Source organism: Pedobacter sp. AJM (genome assembly GCF_002197755.1).
Taxonomy (GTDB): domain Bacteria; phylum Bacteroidota; class Bacteroidia; order Sphingobacteriales; family Sphingobacteriaceae; genus Pedobacter.
This window is the reverse complement of the sequence record NZ_NHOT01000003.1, coordinates 19,862-41,759: the sequence shown is the minus strand read 5'-3', so window position 1 is coordinate 41,759 and position 21,898 is coordinate 19,862. Positions and strand designations below refer to the sequence as shown.

The 21,898-nt window shown below is 41.5% G+C and carries 16 protein-coding genes; 14 read left to right on the top strand and 2 right to left on the bottom strand.

Annotation, left to right across the window (positions count from 1 at the left end):
• Nucleotides 1-5 precede the first annotated feature (5 nt).
• From CBW18_RS06060 to CBW18_RS06040, 5 genes are all read left to right on the top strand, one after another.
• Complete coding sequence (locus tag CBW18_RS06060) at nucleotides 6-1,541, top strand: RagB/SusD family nutrient uptake outer membrane protein (RefSeq protein WP_172406459.1); 1,536 nt, start codon at nucleotides 6-8, stop codon at nucleotides 1,539-1,541.
• A gap of 369 nt (nucleotides 1,542-1,910) precedes the next feature.
• The gene (locus tag CBW18_RS06055; RefSeq protein WP_088300421.1) at nucleotides 1,911-2,999 is read left to right on the top strand and encodes a family 43 glycosylhydrolase; all 1,089 of its coding nucleotides are present in this window, start codon (nucleotides 1,911-1,913) and stop codon (nucleotides 2,997-2,999) included.
• A 1-nt stretch (nucleotide 3,000) separates the two neighbouring features.
• Nucleotides 3,001-4,047 (top strand): family 43 glycosylhydrolase, encoded by a 1,047-nt coding sequence (locus tag CBW18_RS06050; protein WP_088300420.1) that lies wholly within the window; start codon nucleotides 3,001-3,003, stop codon nucleotides 4,045-4,047.
• Between the two features lie 38 nt (nucleotides 4,048-4,085).
• Complete coding sequence (locus CBW18_RS06045; RefSeq protein ID WP_253248975.1) at nucleotides 4,086-5,165, top strand: cellulase family glycosylhydrolase; 1,080 nt, start codon at nucleotides 4,086-4,088, stop codon at nucleotides 5,163-5,165.
• 49 nt (nucleotides 5,166-5,214) lie between these two features.
• A complete protein-coding gene (locus tag CBW18_RS06040; protein WP_088300418.1) occupies nucleotides 5,215-9,246 on the top strand; it encodes a hybrid sensor histidine kinase/response regulator transcription factor in 4,032 nt (1,343 codons plus the stop codon).
• A gap of 46 nt (nucleotides 9,247-9,292) precedes the next feature.
• On the opposite strand, the gene CBW18_RS21725 is transcribed toward CBW18_RS06040, so the two are convergent.
• Complete coding sequence (locus CBW18_RS21725; protein WP_256387650.1) at nucleotides 9,293-9,415, bottom strand: hypothetical protein; 123 nt, start codon at nucleotides 9,413-9,415, stop codon at nucleotides 9,293-9,295.
• Nucleotides 9,416-9,512: 97 nt separating this feature from the next.
• On the opposite strand from CBW18_RS21725, the gene CBW18_RS21205 reads away from it, so the two are divergent.
• From CBW18_RS21205 to CBW18_RS05995, 9 genes are all read left to right on the top strand, one after another.
• Nucleotides 9,513-9,728, top strand: coding sequence for a hypothetical protein (locus tag CBW18_RS21205; protein WP_140418637.1), 216 nt, complete (start codon nucleotides 9,513-9,515; stop codon nucleotides 9,726-9,728).
• A gap of 212 nt (nucleotides 9,729-9,940) precedes the next feature.
• Nucleotides 9,941-10,444 carry a hypothetical protein gene (locus CBW18_RS06030; RefSeq protein ID WP_088300416.1) on the top strand — a complete coding sequence of 168 codons (504 nt, stop codon included), beginning with the start codon at nucleotides 9,941-9,943 and terminating at the stop codon, nucleotides 10,442-10,444.
• Between the two features lie 133 nt (nucleotides 10,445-10,577).
• Nucleotides 10,578-12,764: a TonB-dependent siderophore receptor gene (locus CBW18_RS06025; protein ID WP_088300415.1), complete on the top strand. Its 2,187-nt coding sequence runs from the start codon at nucleotides 10,578-10,580 to the stop codon at nucleotides 12,762-12,764.
• A 12-nt stretch (nucleotides 12,765-12,776) separates the two neighbouring features.
• Nucleotides 12,777-13,877, top strand: coding sequence for a PepSY domain-containing protein (locus tag CBW18_RS06020; protein WP_172406458.1), 1,101 nt, complete (start codon nucleotides 12,777-12,779; stop codon nucleotides 13,875-13,877).
• A 200-nt stretch (nucleotides 13,878-14,077) separates the two neighbouring features.
• Nucleotides 14,078-16,495, top strand: a complete 2,418-nt coding sequence (locus CBW18_RS06015; RefSeq protein ID WP_088300413.1) for an outer membrane beta-barrel family protein — start codon at nucleotides 14,078-14,080, stop codon at nucleotides 16,493-16,495.
• Nucleotides 16,496-16,608: 113 nt separating this feature from the next.
• Complete coding sequence (locus CBW18_RS06010; RefSeq protein WP_088300412.1) at nucleotides 16,609-17,124, top strand: DUF2975 domain-containing protein; 516 nt, start codon at nucleotides 16,609-16,611, stop codon at nucleotides 17,122-17,124.
• A gap of 2 nt (nucleotides 17,125-17,126) precedes the next feature.
• Complete coding sequence (locus tag CBW18_RS06005; protein ID WP_088300411.1) at nucleotides 17,127-17,333, top strand: helix-turn-helix transcriptional regulator; 207 nt, start codon at nucleotides 17,127-17,129, stop codon at nucleotides 17,331-17,333.
• A 78-nt stretch (nucleotides 17,334-17,411) separates the two neighbouring features.
• Nucleotides 17,412-18,287 (top strand): ABC transporter ATP-binding protein, encoded by an 876-nt coding sequence (locus CBW18_RS06000; protein ID WP_088300410.1) that lies wholly within the window; start codon nucleotides 17,412-17,414, stop codon nucleotides 18,285-18,287.
• 2 nt (nucleotides 18,288-18,289) lie between these two features.
• On the top strand, nucleotides 18,290-21,481 hold the full coding sequence (locus CBW18_RS05995; protein WP_088300409.1) for a M1 family aminopeptidase: 3,192 nt from the start codon (nucleotides 18,290-18,292) through the stop codon (nucleotides 21,479-21,481).
• Nucleotides 21,482-21,515: 34 nt separating this feature from the next.
• Here the strand turns inward: CBW18_RS05995 and CBW18_RS05990 are convergent, their stop codons facing one another.
• A complete protein-coding gene (locus CBW18_RS05990; RefSeq protein WP_088300408.1) occupies nucleotides 21,516-21,869 on the bottom strand; it encodes a hypothetical protein in 354 nt (117 codons plus the stop codon).
• Nucleotides 21,870-21,898: the final 29 nt, after the last annotated feature.

Genomic DNA, 21,898 nt, shown 5'->3' with positions numbered 1-21,898 from the left:
AGATCATGAAAAAATATATATTCATCTTAACGGCATCACTTATGGCCTTCTTAGGTTGCAAAAGAGATTTTGATGCCGTTAATCCAAATGCACCAACTATTTCCAGCTTCTGGAAAACAGGTGATGATGCAACAAAAGGCATTAATGCGGTTTACAGTACGTTTTACCGTACCGCCAGTTTATATTCGAGATGGATGTTCTACCATGGCATCCTGAAATCGGATGAAGGTTTTGGTTCAGGTGGCGATGGCGGATTGAATAACCTGATGCGCTTCAATCAAACCAATTATAATGATGGCTTAACCGCTCAAACCTGGTCTACTTTATACGTAGGCGTGTTCAGGGCCAATCAGGTGATTGCAAATGTACCAGCCATACCGATGGATGAAACCAATAAGAAAAGGATCATTGCCGAAGCCAAATTTTTAAGGGCCTTATTTTATTTCAACCTAACGCTTTATTATGGCCGTCCGCCTTTAATGTTAACGCCCTCGCAACCGAAAGATGTACCTGCAAATGCCACTACACAACAGGCTTATGCACAGGTGGCCAAAGATTTAACCGAGGCTTTGGTCGATTTACCGGTAAGTTATTCGGCAACAGATTTGGGCCGTGCAACAAAAGGAGCCGCTTATGCGCTTCTGGGTAAAACCTATCTGCAACAGCGCATGTATCAGGAAGCAGCCAATGCTTTTGGCTATCTGGTTACGGGTGCCGGAAGTTCAATCTACTCCCTAACAGCTGATTACCGGGATAACTTTATCATCAGCAAGGAAAATAACAGTGAATCTATCTTTGAAATTCAGTTCAGTGAAAACCAGTCTGAAAGTACAGATGATGATGTGGATGAAGCCCGAATTAACAATACTGGTTCATCTATCGCTCAGTTTTTCGCACCTCCGGGTGTTGGGTATTCAGATGGAGCAGCCCGCAGGTGGGTTGTTGACGAATTTTTACAGGAAAAAACCACCACTGGAGTGCAGGACTCGCGTTTGGCTGCTTCCTTTATTTTTAATAATGCAAATCCGGCCGGACCAACTACCACCATCGTTTACGGACAAACTTTCGCCAGTCGCTATGGCAACGGACCAGATGCCAATGGCGTATGGTTCCGGAAATTGCTAAACGATCACTGGAGAAACCAGGAAGGTTTTCGTTCGCCGAATAACTACCGTTTAATCCGCTATGCAGATGTGCTCTTAATGTATGCAGAAGCACTTAATGGTCTAAACAGAACGGCAGAAGCTTATCCATTTGTTGATCGGGTAAGGCAAAGAGCAGGTTTGGCTACGCTTACTTCAACTAAACCAGGTTTAAGCCAGGCACAATTCTTAACTCAGCTCAAACATGAGCGGGTAACGGAACTGGCAGGAGAAGGCTGGCGTTGGGCTGATTTGTTGCGTTGGGGTGATTTAACTCCGGCTTTGGCCAGCAGAGATGCAGATTTTACCGGATTTATTGTTGGAAAGCATGAGTTGTATCCGATCCCGCAAAGCGATATTGATTTGAATTCAAATTTAACGCAGAATCCGAGGTATTAATTGATTCGTTATTGCTAAAGTAATTTTTAGTCTGTGGGATTAGCGAAAATCAGCGGAGAGTATACTGTGCCACATTTAGTTTCCCGCAGATTAAGAAGATTTACGCAGATCAATTTTCATCAGCGGGATCAGCGAAAATCAGCGGGAGATATACTGTATCATGTTTTAGTTTCCCGCAGATTAAGAAGATTTACGCAGATCAATTTTCATCAGCGGGATTAGCGAAAATCAGCGGAGAGTATACTGTATCATGTTTTAGTTTCCTGCAGATTAAGAAGATTTACGCAGGAGCAATTTTATTAAGCAAAATTGATGAAAAAAACTTTGCAATGAAGATCAATAGAAAAAAAACATATTTAATCATATCCTATGAAAAACAACCCCATATTAATAAACTTAAAACTCCATTCCATCGGACTGGCGATTTTAATTTCTGTAGGTCTTTCCTGCGGGAAGACAGACAACCCCATTCCGGTTGATCCCGTCATTCCACCTCCAGCAGCAGGTACTTTTTCCAACCCTTTGATGAACGGAGCTGATCCATCGGTATTCCAGAAAGACGGGGTGTATTATTACCTGCAAACCAATGGAACTTCCATCAGTTTATGGGCCACCACTGCGATGTCTAAACTGAGTGCAGCCATTCCTAAAACCGTATTTGTTCCGATAGTAGGTGCAGCCAATTCCAGGAATGTTTGGGCACCGGAATTGTACTTTTTCGATGGCAAATGGTACATTTATTACACCGCCGGCAATGGTACTGATATCAGTCAGCGGACATGGGTACTCGAAAACAGCAGTGCCGACCCCACTACAGGAACCTGGGTAGATAAAGGTCGTATTTTTACTGCCGATACCGATTTCTGGGCGATTGATGGTTCCATCCTCGAGCTAAATGGCAGCCGCTATTTCATGTGGTGCGGAAGACCCGATGTGACCAATGTAAATCTGACACAAAATATTTACATCGCTAAAATGACAAATCCATTTACCTTAGCAGGATCAGCAACTAAGTTGACAGAACCGGAATTGAATTGGGAAAAGAATGGATTTGGTGTAAATGAAGGTCCGCAGGCATTAATATCTCCGGATAATAAGGCATTTTTAATTTATTCAGCAAGCTACTGTGGAACGGACGATTATGCTTTAGGCATGTTAAGCCTTAAAACCGGGGGTGATCCTTTGGTGAAAGCCGACTGGCAAAAGTCTGCCCAACCCGTGTTTAGCAAACAGCCACAAAGCAATGCTTATGGGCCGGGGCACAATTCGTTTTTTAAATCGCCAGATGGCAAAGAAAACTGGATGATTTATCATGCCAACTCAGAAACCAACCAGGGCTGTGCAGACAAAAGAAACGTGAGGATGCAGAAATTTACATTTAAAACCGATGGCAGTCCGGATTTTGGTGTGCCAGTAGCTACAGGATTGCAGGTGAACAAACCTTCCGGAGAACAATAATATGAATAAACACATTAAAAGATACCGCATTGTACTGAGTTTGCTGCTGATGTTCATCGTACAGGTGGGCCTGGCGCAGACTTTTAAAAACCCATTGCTACCATCAGGAGCCGATCCCTGGAGCATTTATAAAGATGGTTATTATTACTATACCCAAACCATGCAAAATAAGCTGGTGATCTGGAAAACCAAAAACCTGGCCGATCTTAAAACAGCCGAGCAGAAAACCATTTTCATTCCACCGGCAGGTAAAGCCTATTCAAAAGAACTCTGGGCCCCTGAAATTCATTTTATCGGTGGCAAATGGTATGTATATTTCGCTGCAGATGATGGTCATAACAACAATCACCGCATGTATGTACTGGAAAATGCCGCTAAAAATCCTTTGCAGGGTGAATGGGTATTTAAAGGCAAAGTGGGCGATGCCACGAACAAATGGGCCATTGATGGTTCAGTTTTTATCTACCAGAAGCAGCTTTATATGATCTGGGCCGGATGGGAGGGAGACATCAACCAGAAGCAGGAAATCTATATTGCCAAAATGAAAAACCCCTGGACGGTTGAGGGTGCACGTTACAAAATTTCCAGCCCTCAGTTTGAGTGGGAAAAACATGGCGACCTGAATGATCCCAATAATCCACCCCATGTAGATGTAAATGAAGGTCCTCAGGTACTTGTGAATAAAGGCAAAGTTTTCCTGATTTATTCGGCCAGTGGCTGCTGGACAGATTTTTATGCCCTGGGGATGTTAAGCCTGAAAGGAAAAAATCTTCTGGATGCGGGTTCATGGGTAAAAAGCCCCCAACCTGTATTTAAACAATCGCCCGAAAATAGGGTATATGCACCTGGTCACAATTCCTTTTTTAAATCGCCCGACGGGAAAGAAGACTGGATTTTATACCATGCCAATGCTGGTCCGGGGCAAGGCTGCGGCGGACAACGCTCTCCAAGGGCGCAAAAATTTACCTGGAATGCTGATGGATCGCCAAATTTTGGTGTTCCCCTAAAAACCGATCAGGAGCTAAACATTCCCTCACAAAATAAATAAGCTGGTTCGGCAAAAGCCGGACAACACCTAAAATTAATATGATGAAAAAATATGTTAACCTTTTATTGCTCGCACTGTTAAGTATCAGCACAGTGACAAGTGCACAGGAAGCCACGCCCGTTGTAGGCAAGGTATGGTCAATTGAAAAGGCCAACGCCTGGTATAAACAATACAAATGGATTAATGGTGCCGATTTCTTACCCAGTACCGCCATTAACCAGCTGGAAATGTGGCAGGCTGATACATTCGATCCTGCTACAATAGATAAAGAGTTGGGTTGGGCAGAAGGCATTGGTTTCAATACCATGCGGGTTTACCTGCACAGCCTGGCCTGGAAACAAGATCAGGAAGGTTTCAAAAAGAGAATGGATCAATACCTCACCATCGCCAATAAACATAAAATTAAAACTGTCTTTGTGTTTTTTGATGATTGCTGGAACAAGCAGGCTAAAATTGGCAAACAACCTGCACCGAAACCCGGTATCCACAATTCTGGATGGGTACAGGACCCGGGCGATCCGGATTCGAAAAATGCCGCTAATTTTCCTGCACTTGAAAAATATGTGAAGGATGTAATGACCCGTTTCAAAACGGACAAACGCATTTTATTATGGGATTTATACAACGAACCTGGAAATTCGGGCAAGTTGACCACATCTTACCCCTTGCTGAAAAGTGTGTTTACCTGGGCCAGGGCGGTTAATCCTGAGCAACCCATCAGTGCCGGCCTTTGGGCATGGGATTATAAAGAACTGAATGCTTTTCAGGCGTTAAATTCGGATGTGATCACTTACCACGACTACGAAGAGCCACAATGGCACCAACGCGTCATTGACATGTTGCGTTCACACGGAAGGCCGATGATTTGTACAGAATATATGGCCCGTACCCGAGGCAGTCGCTTTGAAAATGTGATGCCTTTGCTGAAAAAGGAAAACATCGGTGCCATTAACTGGGGGTTGGTAGATGGAAAATCAAATACCAAATACGCCTGGGATACACCACTTCCAAACGGAGACGAACCAAAAGAATGGTTTCATGAAGTGTTCAGAAAAGATGGAACACCTTATAAAAAGGAAGAGGTTGAGTTGATTAAAAAATTGAACGACATAAAATAACAGCCACGAAAGGCAATTTCACTAACTTGTGAAACCTATCTAACCATTTATGATGTACAAAAAGATAAGCAGGGCGGTAGTCCTGCTCCTTTTTTTTAGCCTTTTTATTTTAAATTCTGTCACTGCTCAGAAAATTTTCTTTAGGCACTATACCGTATCTGATGGTTTGTGTGCCAATACCGTTTGGGATATTGAGCAGGATGATCAGGGTTACATGTGGTTCGGCACTAAATATGGCCTCAGCCGTTTTGATGGCTATGATTTTAAATCCTTTCAGTTTCAGAAAGGCATTCCCGGAAGTTTAGGCAACAACTTTATCCGCAAAATTTTTAAGTACGATGCAAAAACCTTTTGGATCGGTACCGATGAGGGGATTTATATCTTCAACCTGGAAACCGAAAAGTTTAGCCTTTTTAAACCGCTTCAGCATTTTTTTATCAATGATGTCATTCGTGCTCGAAATGGCGACATCTGGATCGCGACTAAAGAGAAAGGGGTTTTCGTTTACGCAGCAAAAAGCCGGCAAATCAAGCGTTTCAATACTACATCTTCACCAGCACTAGCATCAAACGAGGTGTCTAAAATCCTCCAGGATGACGCAGGAGAGATCTGGATGGGCACTTATGGCAAAGGTATTGATGTGCTTAACCCCAAAACCAATCAAATCAGACAATACAACACGTTATCGCCAGGGGCGAAACTTTCGAGTAATGTCATCCTCGATTTGTACAAAGATAGTCATGGCGATATCTGGATTGGCACCATGGCGGGTGGCTTAAACCTCTGGAATAAACGTACAAACCAATTCACCATTTACCAGAAATCGTCGGGAAATTCCATTAGCGATAATATTGTAAGGGCCATTTATGAGCCCAAACCCGGATACATTTGCTTAGGCACGGAAAAAGGTTTAAACATTTTCGACCGGAAAAATAACCGATTCACCGCTTATCAGAAAAAGAACCACGATCCTTTCAGCATTAATGATGATGCGGTTTATAATGTGTTTAAAGACCGGGAAGGGGGCATCTGGATCGGCACCTATTTCGGCGGACTCAATTATTACCATGAAGGAAGCTCGGGCTTTGAATTTTACTATCCTTCGGGCGTGAAAAATTCCCTTTCCGGGAATGCGGTAAGTGCCTTTTTAGAAACCAAACCCGGTCAGATGTGGATTGGTACAGAAGATGGCGGACTCAACTATTTCAATACCACGGATAAATCCTTCCGCAAATTTCCCTTTTCAGCCGGGCAGGATAGCCTTTCTTACCATAATATTCATGCGCTTTATCAGGACAAGGCCGGCAACATCTGGATCGGCATGTACACCGGTGGAGTGAATATCCTAAATCCGCGTACCGGAAAGATCAGGCGTTATAAAAGTGACCCAGCCAATCCGGCTTCACTGAGTGACAACAGCGTTTACTCCATTGATGAAGACCGGCAGGGACGCATCTGGGTATCCACCATTTCAGGCTTGAATTTGTACGATCAGCAAAACGATCGCTTTATTCGTATTAAAGGTAAAAACCTGGACAAAAGCTGTATCTACCAGGTCTATCAGGATGAAGATCAGGTCATCTGGATTGCCACCTATGATAATGGCCTGATCAGAATGGATCGAAATAACCACCTCACACAGTATGCCTATTCGCAAAAAACCGGTTCCATCAGTTCCAATAAGGTGATCTGTATGCTGGATGACGGGGAAGGAAATTTATGGCTGGGAACGGATGGCAGCGGACTGAATGTACTCAACAAAAAGACCGGGAAATTTAGGGCCTTTGATCATGAAAACTGGATCAGGAGTGCTGTAATTTACGGCATTGTAAAAGATCAGGCCGGGAAATTATGGTTTTCGACCAACAACGGCATCTTTGAATATCATCCAAAAACGAAAACCAAAAGAAGTTTTGGAAAATGGGATAACCTGCAAAGCCAGCAATACAATTATAAGGCCTATTATAAAGATTCATCAGGCAAACTCTATTTTGGTGGCATTAACGGGTTCAATGCATTTTCACCAGCGGAGGTAAAAAGCAGTCCGGCTATACCAAAGGTAAGTTTCACTAATTTTCAGCTGTTCAATAAAGATCTGGATGGGAACGACAATAATAGTCCTTTGAAGCAATCCATCAACTACAGCAGTGAAATTGTTTTAAAGCATCATCAATCGGTATTGAGCATAGAATATGCCTCACTCAGTTTTATTGCACCCAACAAACTCCAATATGCCTTTAAAATGGAAGGTTTTGATAAAGGATGGAACAATGTGGGCAGCCAGCGCAAGGCCACTTACACCAATCTGCCTCCGGGAGATTATCATTTTCAGGTGAAGGTGATTGACGATTTAGGGATGGGTGTCGGCGAAGTGTCCGGTATTAAAATTAAAATCCTGCCGCCATTTTACAAAACCGTTACGGCGTATATTCTTTACCTGATCGCATTGGTTTCAGCCGCCATGTGGCTCCGAAGGTATGTGTATGAAAAAGAACGTAAACGAAATGAAATCAAGCTGGAACGGCTTAAAAATAAAAGTGAGCAGGATTTTTATAAGCAAAAGATAGAGTTTTTTACGGCTATGGCGCATGAAGTGCGTACCCCGCTCTCGCTCATTATTGCTCCTTTGGAACACCTCCTGACTCAAAAGAAGAAAGATCCGGAAAGTATGGAGCAGTTGCTGGTGATGGAAGAAAACTCAGACCGCTTGCTTACACTGGTCAACCAATTACTGGATTTCAGGCGGATTGAAAGTGATATTTTTGAAATTCATCCCGAACCTTTAGAACTGATTTATTTAATCAATAGCATCAGGGATCGTTTCTCGCCAATCGCCACTAAAAAGGGATTGGAGTTTAGTGTAGTCACTGCATTTGAAAAACTGGATATTCATGCTGATCCGGAAGCCCTGATGAAGATTCTGAGTAATTTGTTGATCAACGCATTTAAATTTGCCAGGAGAAAATTGGAAATTAAAATCAATGATATGCAGGTGGCTGTCAATGGTGAAGAAATGATTTCCATCAGCGTAGAAGATGATGGCATTGGTATCCCGAAAGCACAATTGGATTCGATCTTTAAAAAGTTCTTTAAGGTGTCAACCGAAGAGCATCAGTACACCAATCTGGGTGGCACCGGCATCGGCCTGGCGCTGGCCAAATCCCTGACAGAAAAACATGGCGGACGGCTTGAGGTGCAAAGCGAAGAAGGACTAAAAACCATTTTTACGGTGCTCATTCCATTTCGCCAGTATGAACTTGCACCAGCACTTGAGCTGGAAGAAGCCAACGAAGAATATGAAGGAAAGCAAACAGTCCTGGTGGTGGAAGATGACCCTTCGCTGTTGGATTTCCTTTCCAAAAGTTTTATTGCCGAAGGTTATCATACTTTAAGGGCAAAAAATGGCAAGGAAGGATTGAAACAATTGGATAATCATCAGGTTGACCTGGTCATTTCTGATGTGATGATGCCCGTAATGGATGGGATTGAATTGTGTAAAATCATCAAGAACGATATTGATTACAGTCATTTGCCTGTGGTTTTGCTTACGGCTAAAACGAATACCGAAGCGGAGATCCAGGGATTGGAAAGTGGTGCCGATGCTTATATTTCGAAACCGTTTAAATGGAAACAGCTGTCGCTGATGATTAAAAACCTACTCGAACGCCAGTCTAATTTAAAACAGCGGTTCGCCCAAAACCCGCTGGAAGGAACGGAAATACTGAATACCGGAAACCGGGATAAAAAGTTTCTGGCGAAAATCACACAGATTATTGAAGCCAGAATTGCCGATCCGCAACTTTCAGTAGAAGACCTGGGCAGGGAAGTAGGGCTGAGCAGATCGAGTTTATACAAAAAGATCAAAGCCAAAACCGGGCATGTGCCGAATGAATTTGTGCGGATTATTCGTTTGAAGATGGCTGCAAAATTACTGGTTGAACAGGAATATACCATTGCCGAAATCGGCTATATGGTGGGTTTCAATTCGCATTCCTATTTCAGTAAATGTTTTTATACCCAGTTCGAATTAACGCCGACTGAATTTGTGGAGAAGCACAAACGGCGCACGGAGGCGGATTAGGCGAATCAATTCTTTACGGATTAAACAATATGCTGAATTTTTAATATTATAAGTTTTGTTTCATTTTTGAAATCTGTATTCCATATCTTTGCCGCTGAATGTTGAACAGGTTTATTGCCATATCTTTATTAGTTGCACTGATCGGATCTAACTGTTCGCGTTTTTTCATTTATGCCGGTTTTGAGTTAAACCAGAAGTATATTTCAGAAAAACTATGCGAAAACAGAGACCGGCCCTGGATGCATTGTAATGGCAAGTGTTTTTTAATGAAGAAACTCAAGCTTGCTGAAGAAAAAGAAAAAAAGCAGGAAAGGGAAAATCAGCGGAGCCATCACATGGAAGCACTGCCTGTAGCTGCAGCATCTTTTACTTTTAAGAAATCAAACATCAGGGTTATCTATCCACAACGTCCGGTGCTTAACACAGTACACCGAACTTTTACCATTTTCCAACCGCCCAAAGCTGCTATTCTACAGGCTTAATGTTATGCTTTATCGCTTTTGATTATATCTTACAGCCTTAAAGCTCTCACGATATTTCTTTATGCCGCTAAATGTTCCTGCTTTATGATTAGGAGTGTTCTGGCAATGGCCTGTATTCTTTTTTCGAAGATAAATATGCTGTTTGCTAAAGATTTACTGCCCACCGTAGAAAGCTTTAGTAAATATGAATTCGTATTAAAAATGCTAACATCATGAAAAGATTTTTTAAAATAGCTGCTGCAGTCAGGATACTGTTTATTCTCTGTATTTCAATATTTTTGGGTTGTAGCAATGAGCCTGACTACAAAGTGATTCGCCAGGAAGTGGTCGATCTGCACAATAAGGTAATGGAGGATGGCGAAATGGCCTCAAAATACAGGCTCATGTTGGATACTTTATCCAGAACAGGATTGAAGGGAATCAGGATAACTCAGCCAGGTATTGATACCACAGCTGAACAAAAAAACATCGCCATACTAAATACAAAGCTTAATCAGGTAGATCAGGATATGATGAAATGGATGCAGGATTTTGTACCAGATATAGAAGGAAAGCGTAATGCGGAGGCTGTTAAGTACTTTGAAGGAGAGCGAATTAAGATTAAAAAACTGGATAGCCAATACAATCAAATCCTTAATGAATCGCATGCTTACCTGAAAAAATTTAATCTGATAACTCCATCAAATCAAGCGGATCATCATCACGATAAAAATTAAGTAGCAACGCGCAAGATCACTCAGGTCATATTGCAAATAAATTTATTCACAATTAATTTTTTGGGCGATGATCCAGCTATGGATCATCGTTTCCACCATTAGCGGTAGTTAGAAAACTACTCATAAAAAAATAATGAAAAAAATCATATTTACCGGACTCTGTCTGGTACTACAAATATTCCTGGCATTCGCTCAGGAAAAGCCATCAATAAACAAAGATTCGACAAGCAAGGTGAGGGATACTTCGGCAAAAACACTCCGCGAAGTGAAAATCAGTTCGCGTTACTATCGCCGTTACAACATCAATAAGTCGTCAGCCAGTCTGAAACTTAAAACGCCCTTACTCCAGTTGCCGCAAAATATTCAGGAGATTGATCAAAGCATCATTGCTGATCAGCAGGCCATTTCAGTAAATGAAAGTGTAACCAGAAATGTCAGCGGTGCCACACGGAATAACAATGCTGATCTTTACACCTCTTATGTATTTATGCGTGGTGCTCAGATTAGCCCGATGCGCAATGGTTTGGATCTTTCAATGATCTATGCCGGTCCAAGTGCGGAGGATGCCGCCATCATCAGCCGGGTAGAATTTATTAAAGGCCCTTCCAGCTATATCAATGGCCTTTTTGATCCGGCAGGTTCCTATAACATAGTAACCAAACAACCCATGGGTACCCATACCCGTGAGCTTGGTTTTTCTGTTGGTTCCTTCAACCTGTACAGGGCAAATGTTGATTTTGACGGCAACCTGGACAAAGCCGGAAAATGGCAGTATCGCCTGAATGCAGCCGCGCAGAAAGCTAAATCCTTTCAGCAATATAATTTTAACGATAAGGTGGTGGTAGATCCGGTGCTGAAATACAACATTAACAACCATTCATACCTTTCAGCTGAATATATTTTTCAGTCGCAACGCTTTCAGCAATACTTTGCCACCGTTTTTGCGCCAGATGGATTTGCAAGTTTGCCGACTGATTTCACCATCAATGACCCCAACAAGGCACCCATGAAATCTGTTGAGCACAATGGTTTTTTAAGCTATCACAATGCCTTCAATGCCAACTGGCAGTTAACGGTAAATGCGGCCTATGCCCATGACCACCTGGAAGGAACTTACTTTTTTGTGTCCAGGTACAATGCTGCTCAGCCAAATCTGATCATGCGGAGGGCAACTTATGAAAGACTCAATACCGATGTATTGGCTATCCAGCCCTATATTAATGGGGTATTTAATACGGGCAACATCCAACATAATTTTATAGGAGGTTTCGACATTAATCACAAAAGTTTCCTTTCTTATTCAGGGTCTAACGATCCAACGGCAAATCAAACGCTTTATCCGCTTGATGCTTCAAACCCGGTTTATGGGATTGCTTTTGATGCCAATGTAAGGACAGGCGCACTTGCAGATATTGCAACAGACCAGCAATCTATTGCTTATCAGGCTGCCTATGTGCAGGATGAACTCGGACTGCTGAAGGGAAAACTCCGCTTAACACTTGGTGCCAGGTTTACTTTTAGTGAAACAGGCGTGCAAAAAAGTGCTTCAAAAACCAGTTTGGGTACCACCAAGAACAAAGTATTTACACCTAAGATAGGCATGAGTTATTCATTGCTTTCTGAATTTTCTGTCTATGGTCTTTACGACGAAACTTTTACGCCACAAAGCGGCGTAAACACCACCACAGGTGAAGCATTTAAACCATTGAAAGGACAAAACCTGGAATTTGGATTGAAAAAAGACTGGATGAACGGCAAGTGGAATACTACCGTTTCTGTATACCGGATTATCCGCGATAATGTGAAAGTGAGCGATCCTACCATTAATGTACAGACACAACTTGGGCAAACCCTTTCAAAGGGTATAGAATTTGATTTGAAAGGTGAGGTTTTTAAAGGACTGAATGCGGTGATCAACTATGCCTATACTGATAGTCATATTTCAAAAGACACCAATCCTGCCCGGGTAGGGCTGGTTACACCATTTCGGGTAAAGCACATACAGAATACCTGGCTGAATTATGCTATTCCATTTACAGGCTTAAAAGGTTTTTCAGTTTCCGGTGGATATCAATGGCAGGTAGGCAGGGCAGGGAGATATGAACTTCAACAATTATCATTGGCCCCCATATTCCGCCTGGATGGTGGTGTAGGCTGGTCTAACAGCCGTTTTTCTGTCAACGGAATTATCAACAACCTCCTGAATAGGTTTAACTATGGCAGCGGATGGATTACGCCATCTTCAGCCAATATTGGTGCCTATGCTTATGTACCCTATCCGCCACGCGAATTCAGGCTAAACCTCGGGTATAAATTTTAAAGCAGTATGAAGATGAAACGGTTGACAAAAATATCTTTTAAGGTGCATGGCTGGCTGGGGCTCGCTTTGGGGCTGTTCTTTCTGCTTTATGGAATCAGTGGTTCATTGCTTGTTTTCAGGCATGATCTTGACCGTTACTTTAATCCCGGACTTCATCATCTGAAGCCCGGGAATACAAAAGTTCCGGCTGATGATATTTACAGGATGATTCTTCGCACGCACCCTAACCTGAAAAAGCTGGTGCTGCATGATTTTCCGAGTGACCGTTTCGACTGTTATGAATTTATGCTTTATAAGCGGCAAGAGCAACTCACCACCAGTTACCTGTATTATGTTTTTGTAAATCCCTACACCGGAAAAATTATTAAAGAAGGTGATCATGGTCAGCTTTCGCCTTCTTTTTTGCGTTGGCTTTACACCTTGCATTACAGCCTGCAGATGGGCATCCCGGGCATGCTGATCACAGCCATTATGGGATTGTTGATGTTGCTTTCACTGCTCACCGGCATCATTATTTACCGCAGGCGTTTTTGGCAGGTAGTAACATTCAGATCAGGTTTTCGCTTTAACAACTGGCGTACCGGCGCGTCATCTCTTCACCGCATTATTGGGGTATGGTCGCTGGTCTTTAATGTGTTGCTTTTTTTTACTGGTTTCTGGATGCTCAGGGAATATTTCAGTCCTTCTATGTGGGTACTACCAAAACAGCAGAAAAATTACGAGGTATCTGCAAATATTGATCACATTGTAGCAAAAGCGAAAGTGCATGTTCCGGGCTTTGTGCCGATTGCAGTGAATATCCCGACAGTTAAGAATGGTGAAATACTGGTAAGGGGGCATATGCCATCAACGACTAATGTACTGCTCCAGGGAAAGGCGAGTAGCATGACCTTTGATGCAGAAACCGGAAAATTGAAAAAGCAGACTGTAATTGATAAGCAAAGTATGGAAGATCGTTTTGAATATATGGCTTATCAACTACATATAGGTGCCTTTGGCGGTCATGTACTTCAATGGATTTATGTTTTATTTGGACTTACACCTGCATTTTTATCCATCACCGGAAGCCTGTTATGGATGAAAAGAAAATATCCGCAGCGCAGCAAGGAATAGCATCCAAATGTTACTTATTATTTTCATATAAAGAATACTTTCCGGCAAGTCAGATTGATCTGCTTTAAAGCACAAATGAAATTAATTTGTTGATTTTCAATTCATTTTCAACAAAATTTAGAAGCCTGTGCAACATTCGCTAAACTTCTGCATCTAGTAAATAACCGGGCAAATTATTTTGCAGACCAAATCCATTTTCTATGAGCAGATACTTAACGATCTTATGCATGGCCTTGCTGTGTAGTTTTACCTTTTTCACTCTCCAGGCACAAGAAAAAAAACATCAACTGAGTGGTGTTATTGTCGATAGCCTTACCCAAAAACCGGGCGAATATTTTACCGTTGCATTAAAAAAAGATTCGTTGGTTATTAAAAGTGCTGTTTCCAATGAACAGGGAAAATTCTCTTTCGAAGGAATTAGTCAGGGTAAATATAAAATCATTATCGGATCGCTTGGATATCGGTCAAAAATGCTTGATCTCAACCTTAAAGAGGATATTAACATCGGTAAAATTTTGGTTATTTCATCAGGTAATGAACTTAATGAAGTATCTGTTGCAGGAAGTAAACCTATCATTAAACAAGAACCAGACCGGATTACCTATGATATCCAGTCTGACCCTGAAAGTAAGGTGCTATCTGTAATGGATATGATGCGTAAAGTGCCGCTTCTATCTGTAGATGCAGATGACAATGTTAAACTAAAAGGAACCGGCAATTACCGCATCCTGATTAATGGAAAGCCTTCAGGAATCTTAACACGTGATCCTAAAGAATTTCTAAAAAGCATGCCTGCCGCAGGTGTGCAGAAGATAGAGGTAATTACCACGCCACCATCCAAATATGAAAGCGAGGGTTTGGCCGGGATTATCAATATCATCACTTCAAAAAAAATGGAGAATGGCTACAGCGGGAATGTGAATGTACGCAACCAGTTTCCAGGCGGGCCGAGTGGTAATCTAAACATGACGATCAAGCAGGGAAACTTTGGTGCCAGCCTTTACGGTGGTACGGGTGTGTGGCAGATAGATGGCATAAAAATTACAGAATTGAGAAACAGCCGTGGCACCGCCATTCCGTCTAGCATGTATTCCTTCGGTACGCAAAAAACAGATAATAAATGGGGTTGGGGTGGCGGCGAGTTTAGCTATGAAATTGATTCCCTAAATCTGGTAACCCTTGAAGTGAACCCGTACGGTGGTTACAATGAACAAAACTTAAATCAGCATTTTGATATTAAAGATGGCTCGGTATCATCAGGTTATGATCTGGATAGCAAGACCAGGTATGAATGGGGTGGAACGGACTATACACTAAACTTTCAGAAAGGATTTAAAGATAAAAAAGACCATCTCCTAACTTTCTCTTATAAGTTTTTTGACAGTTCTGAACCACAGTTGAATGATGTGATGTTTAGCAACAGGTTCAATTACATGGGACTGAACTATAAGCAAGATAATACGAGCAAATCGAAGGAACAAACCGCTCAGATCGATTACATTAATCCATTTAAAAAGCTAACGATAGAAGCAGGTGTAAAAGCAATTTTGAGAAATGGTGAAAGCAATTTTCAGTACCTGAATTTTAATGAGGCCCAGCAGATCTATATCAATGATCCAACACAAAGTAACGTTTATACCAATGATCAGAATATTTTTGGAGTATACAATACCTACACCTTAAAATTAGAAGACTGGACTTTTAAAGGAGGTGCCCGTTTGGAGCGTACGGATGTGAAAGGCAATTTCGAAAGCACCAACTCAACGGTTAAGTCTGATTATTTTAACCTGATTCCATCGGTTTCCTTAAACAGGACTTTGAAAAACAGTCAGAGTATTAGTTTAGGCTTCACTCAACGCATTCAGCGTCCGGGTATTTGGGATCTGAATCCATTTGTAGATAAATCAAGGCCAAATTTTGAATATTTTGGAAACCCTGACCTGAAAGCTGCTTTAAGCAATAACTTCGAAATGACCTATAGCAACTTTAAGAAAGGATCTTTAAACATCAGTTTAACCTATAATTTCGCCAACAACACTCAACAGCAAGTATATGAATATTTTGCAGCCGAAAACCTGACACGAATTACCTCTTATAATATTGGTAAAAACAAACTTCTGGGTACCAATGCCAATTTTAATTATCCGATTACAGGGAAGTGGAACCTTAACGTGAGTGCGAATATGAATTATATCTGGCTGGAAGGGATGATTGCAGGTGTGCTCACCAAAAATAGTGGCATTACCGGTTATGCTAATTTTAATACCAGTTATAAGTTTGAAAAAAACTGGAAGTCCAGCGTTTCAGTAAATTATGGTGCGCCGGATGTAATGTTACAGGGCAAGTCAAATGATAATTATTACATCGCCTTCAGCGGAAGTAAAGATATTATCAAGGATAAGCTGATTTTTTCGGCCATGGTGGCTAATCCTTTTCAAAAATACAGGGCGTATAGAAGTGATAATGAAGGGGTGAATTTTACACAGGAACGAATTCGTGAAAACGCCTTCAGGCGTATTAACCTGAGCATGAACTGGAAATTCGGAAAACTGAAAGGCTCCATTAAAAAGAGTGAACGCAGCATTTCCAACGACGATACTAAAAAATCTGCTAATTAATAATGCCTGCAGCTGTTAGGTGAATAATGATTGATTTGTATTTTTATAATAATTAATTATTGTTTTACGATAATTAATTATTATTTTTGGTGAATAATTTATTTGCCAGCTATATGAAGTTAGTTCGCCATATTTCAATCATCGCCTTTTACCTGACCAGGGTAATGGCTGCCGGATATATTTTAACGGCTCTTTACATTATTCTTTGTGTGCTATTCCAGCCGTCTACCCTTCAGCACCTGCCCGGTAACCGCTTCGCCATTTGTTATCCCTTTACTTCCGAGCATTTTTTATTGGGTGCTGAATATACTGTGGGCTACATTACAGAAATGATTCTGGTTATCTTTCTGTACGGCGCGTTTTTTGCCTTGCTCAGTAATGTTTTCCAATCATTCAGGCCTCAAAAAATATTTACGATGAGGGGCATTCGCCATCTCCGGTTTTTCTACCTGATCAATCTCTTTCTTTTTCCGCTGGTATTCCTCATTCTGGGCATTTATTCTATTGAAGATTATCCCTACGTAGCCATGATTACAGCCCATTGCATCATGGGTATATTTGCGCTTTTTCTCGCTGCCATATTTGAGCAGGGTTTGAATTTACAGAACGACCAGGACCTAATTATTTAACCATGCCAATTGTAGTAAATGTAGATGTGATGCTGGCCAAACGTAAAATGCAGAGTAAGGAACTGGCCGACCGGTTAGGGATCACCCCAGCTAATTTATCCATACTTAAAACCGGGAAGGCAAAAGGAGTAAGGTTTGATACACTGGAATCCATTTGCAAAATCCTGAATTGCCAGCCAGGCGATATTCTGGAGTATATAGAAGTATAAATAACGGCTTTTATCTTTTCATTTAAAAAAGCACTTTCCTCAGTGCACGGAAATCGTATTGCCTAAAAATTAATAAAAATGAATCACTTATCCATTAAAAACCTTCGAAAAACTTACGCCAATGGTGTGGAAGCCATCAATAATATTTCCCTTGAAATCGGGAATGGCATGTTTGGTTTATTGGGCCCAAATGGCGCAGGAAAATCATCCTTAATGAAAACCATTGTTGGTCTTCAGGCTGCGGATAGCGGCGAAATCATGTTCAATGGTGCAGATGTATTGGCAGATCCGGCCTTGATTAAAAAACACCTGGGTTTTCTGCCACAGGATTTTGGTGTCTACCCCAAAATATCAGCCTATGACCTGCTTTCGCACCTGGCTGTTTTAAAGGGCGTAACAAATGCCGCTGAAAGAAAAGCACAAATTCTGGCTTTGCTGGATAAAGTAAACCTTTTTCAGCACCGGAATAAAGAAGTGCATACATTCTCGGGCGGTATGCGTCAGCGATTCGGTGTGGCACAGGCCCTGCTGGGGCAACCTCAGCTGGTCATTGTGGATGAGCCTACTGCTGGTCTTGACCCTGAAGAACGCAACCGTTTTAATAATTTGTTAAGCAGCATCAGTGAGGAAGTGATTGTGATTCTTTCCACGCACCTGGTGGAGGACGTACATCATTTATGTGCAAAAATGGCCATTATGAATAAAGGCACCCTACTAGCCCATGGTAACCCAAGTGATCTTATTCAGGAACTGGAGGGCAGAATCTGGCAGAAACAAGTAAGCAGCAGTGAACTGGAACAATACAAAAATGAACTGCAGATCTTGTCTTCACAGTTTATAGCCGGTAAAATGAGTATCCGAATAAGGGCAGATAAAGCACCTGAAAATTTCAGGCCGGTAATGCCAATCCTGGAGGATGTATATTTTTCAGTTCTTAAACCTGCAAAAGCCTGATCATGAAAGCCATATTTCTTTTTGATCTTCAGGGATATTTTAAAAGGCCAGGTTTTTACGCCCTTTTATTGCTCCTTACTATACTGGCTGTTCTGGGTGGTGCCCATGCCAGGTTTTCGGTTGGGGAAGATGTTTTTGATAATTCACCTTACCAGATTAGTTTAATCACTAACCTGGTTAGTTTGGTGACGATTTTTTTTAGTACTTTGTTTGCCTCGCAATTGCTTTTCAGGGAAGCTGATGCCCGTTTTGAACTCCTGCTCTTTAGCACACCCATAAAGAAGAATGCATTTTTTGCAGGCAGGTATGCCGCACTTTTATCGCTGAGCTTGTCATGTATGCTATTGCTGATTATGAGTTTTTTTATCGGATATGCATTTGGAGAATCTTCAGCACAACATACCGGATTTGTATTCAACTGGTATTGGTATCCGATGGTGGTTTTCACGCTGATCAATACTTTATTTACCACTTCGGTATTAAGCACTATAGCGTGGTTTAGCCGGAATAAATTACTGGTGTATGTAAGCGGCCTGCTGTTGTATATCTTGTATATGGTGGCCCTGATCTATTCTGGTTCACCCTTGATGGCGCAAAGTATGCCACAATCCGATCAGGCGCAGTTTATTGCTGCATTATTCGATCCCTTTGGCTTTTCTGCCTTTTTTTACCAGACAGCGCACTGGTCGGTAGCACAGCGAAATTCAGAAATAGTAGAATTAAGTGGCTTGTTTTTATTCAACAGATTTGCCGTACTTGTTCTCTCTGCGGGTTCAATATGGTTAGGCATTAAAAAGACTTCGCTAATTAAAATCCAAAAATATAAGCGAACTGCAGCTCGCGTGGAGAGTACGGAACACATTACTTTGGCTGCTTATCAACCCGTTAAAACAAGTGATCATCTTAAGGCGCAATTCAACGCACTGGTTTCATTTGTCAGGATGGATCTGGTTTATATTTTTAAAAGTATACCATTTATCATTACCGCAATGGCCCTGCTATTTTATGTAGGGATGGAAATGTATGGGGAGATAGAAAAAGGCATCAGGATCCCGCAACAATATGCCAGTTCAGGTTTAATGGTAAGTACCATCATCCAGGATTTTCATGCCTTATGTATGATTGCGGTATTATATTATGCGCATGAAATTTACTGGAAAAGCAAAAATGCCAACTTTAATCTGATTGAAGATACCGCGGGCAATGTTAAATTCCATTTTTTTGCCCAATGCCTGTCACTGGCCATTTTGATCTTTTTGTTTAGCGGACTGATCATACTGGAAGGTATTCTTTTTCAGTTGCTGTATCATTATCCTTTTATAGAATGGTGGGTTTACGCGCATGTATTCCTGTTTAATAGTTTTCCACTGGTATTATTGGGGATGCTTATTTTGTTGATCCAGAAGGTGATCAGGCAAAAGTATGCCGGCCTTGGTTTAACTGCTCTTTTTGCGCTGATCATGGCCACTTCCTTAGGCAAAAAGGTTTTCAGTCATCCTTTGGTGAAGTTTTTACAACCTTTTCAAGGGGTGTTTAGTGATATGAATGGCTTTGGTGCTTATACTGCTTTTTATGTAGAAAGATTATGTTTTGGGATTGGGATAGTGGCCCTATTGCTCATTATGTTCAACCTGCCCAAAGGGAAGTTGTTAAAATGGCCTGGCATGATTGCTTTACTGTTTGCTGTAGTCCTGAGTTTTAGTATGGGAAGTATTTTGATGCAGGGTTACCGGCCTAAAAATGAACAATATGATTTGCAACGGCAGGCTGCTTATGAAATTGCTTACAGGAAATACGAGCACCTGCCACAGCCTACTGTTACTGAAGTAACTACACAAGTAGATTTGTTCCCGGAAAAAAATGCTTATCATATCCGTGGTAACTATAAGCTCGTCAATAAAACAAAACAGCGCATCAATGGGCTGCTTGTCAACCTGGGTAATGAAATGGATGTGGAGTATGCTGTTTACATAAATGGTGCAGAAAAGATCCGGATCAAAAAGCCATACGAATTCATTCGATTGCGAAAAGCCTTGTTGCCAAATCAGGAAGCCAGCTTTGAGTTTAGTATCCGCTATTCATGGAAAGCTGTGAACGGACACCAGTCGTTTAATGCCATTTTACAAAATGGCTCATTTATGCGCATCAGCAGGTTTTATCCGCAGTTTGGTTATTTGTCAACTAAGGAAATAACAGGTAAAAGCCGCAGGAAGCCATTCGGACTAGGTCCGGTTACGGCTGTAAAGGCTTTTGATGCGCCTAAAGTGCCCAATGATGATTTCATCAATTTGAATATGGTAATCTCCACACCGTTGAAGCAAACTGCTATTGGTGTTGGTGAACTCAACAGGCAATGGAAAGATGCAGATAGAAATTACTTTCAATACCAAACAAGCTCACCAATTCCTTTTCGATTTGCTATCTCAGCTGCAAAGTATGCCATTAAAAAGGCGTTTTATAAGGGGAAAAACTTTGAAATTTATTACCATCCTGCTCATGCTGAAAATGTAGCGCATTTGCTTAAAAATGCAGAAATAACACTGGATTATTGCGAAAACAATTTTGGTCCTTATCCCTTTAAAACCATTCGTTTTGCCGAGGTTTCCGGCTTTACCAAAGGTTTTGCCGCAACGGCCTATCCTGCAACAATTTTTATGACCGAAGATATGTTGTTTCATGCGAATATTAAGGGGGATAGGCAGCAGGACGTCATTAATGAACTGGCAGGCCATGAATTGTCGCACATGTGGTGGGGGAATAATCAGATCTCGCCCGATGATAGGGATGGTGCAGCCATGCTTACAGAAACGCTGGCGATGTATACAGAGATGATGCTATTGAAAAAGATGCACGGCAAGGCAAAACTGCTGGAGAAAATAAAAATGCACCTGGGGATTTATCTGGATGAAAAAGGCTTTACTACTGAACAACCCTTATACCGGGTGAAAAATGAAGACATTCACATTTCCTATTCCAAAGGTGCGGTAATCATGTACAGGTTAAGCGAACTGATTGGCGAAGAGAAGGTAAATCTGGCACTCAGAAATTTCCTGGCCAGGCATAAGTACCCGAATCCAAAACCGGTTTCCGTTGATTTTTTGAAGGAGCTTTACCAGGTAAGCGATCCAAAGTACCATGCCGAAATTGAAAACATGTTTATGAAAACTGGTGGATTAGAGGAAGGAATGAAATGATAGGAATGAATTTTTCCTATCATTTCAGGATCTGTTAGTTTGATGAAGAAAAATTGAGTCTGCGGATCAGCAGTTCATTGTGTTTTTCAAGTAGTTGAATGTACTTCAATTTCCAGTGATCGCGGTCTTTCAGCAGTTCATCATAGTTCATTACTTCAATGTTAAAGGTCTCTTTTGCTGTCAGGCTTTTCATTTCGGGAAAATCAACGGAGAAATCATATTTTAAAACTTCACCATAGGCAAGCAGGAGTTTAAAATCGAGTGTTTCCATTTCAATGTGGTGGTGAATGGCATCTATGGAGTATTCCAGGGCTTTTGATAAATCGAATATAGATATATCGCTTTTCTGAATGATTGATTTGAGCAGTTTCCCCCTATGTATTGGCATCTTGATGTTAATTAATAAAATTCTAATCC

Excerpts from the sequence above, each read along its gene's own strand:
- CBW18_RS06060 (WP_172406459.1), top strand. The coding sequence starts at position 6 with ATGAAAAAATATATATTCATCTTAACGGCATCACTTATGGCCTTCTTA.
- CBW18_RS06055 (WP_088300421.1), top strand. The coding sequence starts at position 1,911 with ATGAAAAACAACCCCATATTAATAAACTTAAAACTCCATTCCATCGGA.
- CBW18_RS06050 (WP_088300420.1), top strand. The coding sequence starts at position 3,001 with ATGAATAAACACATTAAAAGATACCGCATTGTACTGAGTTTGCTGCTG.
- CBW18_RS06045 (WP_253248975.1), top strand. The coding sequence starts at position 4,086 with ATGATGAAAAAATATGTTAACCTTTTATTGCTCGCACTGTTAAGTATC.
- CBW18_RS06040 (WP_088300418.1), top strand. The coding sequence starts at position 5,215 with ATGATGTACAAAAAGATAAGCAGGGCGGTAGTCCTGCTCCTTTTTTTT.
- CBW18_RS21725 (WP_256387650.1), bottom strand. The coding sequence starts at position 9,415 with ATGAAAAAACGCGAACAGTTAGATCCGATCAGTGCAACTAATAAAGAT.
- CBW18_RS21205 (WP_140418637.1), top strand. The coding sequence starts at position 9,513 with ATGAAGAAACTCAAGCTTGCTGAAGAAAAAGAAAAAAAGCAGGAAAGG.
- CBW18_RS06030 (WP_088300416.1), top strand. The coding sequence starts at position 9,941 with ATGAAAAGATTTTTTAAAATAGCTGCTGCAGTCAGGATACTGTTTATT.
- CBW18_RS06025 (WP_088300415.1), top strand. The coding sequence starts at position 10,578 with ATGAAAAAAATCATATTTACCGGACTCTGTCTGGTACTACAAATATTC.
- CBW18_RS06020 (WP_172406458.1), top strand. The coding sequence starts at position 12,777 with ATGAAACGGTTGACAAAAATATCTTTTAAGGTGCATGGCTGGCTGGGG.
- CBW18_RS06015 (WP_088300413.1), top strand. The coding sequence starts at position 14,078 with ATGAGCAGATACTTAACGATCTTATGCATGGCCTTGCTGTGTAGTTTT.
- CBW18_RS06010 (WP_088300412.1), top strand. The coding sequence starts at position 16,609 with ATGAAGTTAGTTCGCCATATTTCAATCATCGCCTTTTACCTGACCAGG.
- CBW18_RS06005 (WP_088300411.1), top strand. The coding sequence starts at position 17,127 with ATGCCAATTGTAGTAAATGTAGATGTGATGCTGGCCAAACGTAAAATG.
- CBW18_RS06000 (WP_088300410.1), top strand. The coding sequence starts at position 17,412 with ATGAATCACTTATCCATTAAAAACCTTCGAAAAACTTACGCCAATGGT.
- CBW18_RS05995 (WP_088300409.1), top strand. The coding sequence starts at position 18,290 with ATGAAAGCCATATTTCTTTTTGATCTTCAGGGATATTTTAAAAGGCCA.
- CBW18_RS05990 (WP_088300408.1), bottom strand. The coding sequence starts at position 21,869 with ATGCCAATACATAGGGGGAAACTGCTCAAATCAATCATTCAGAAAAGC.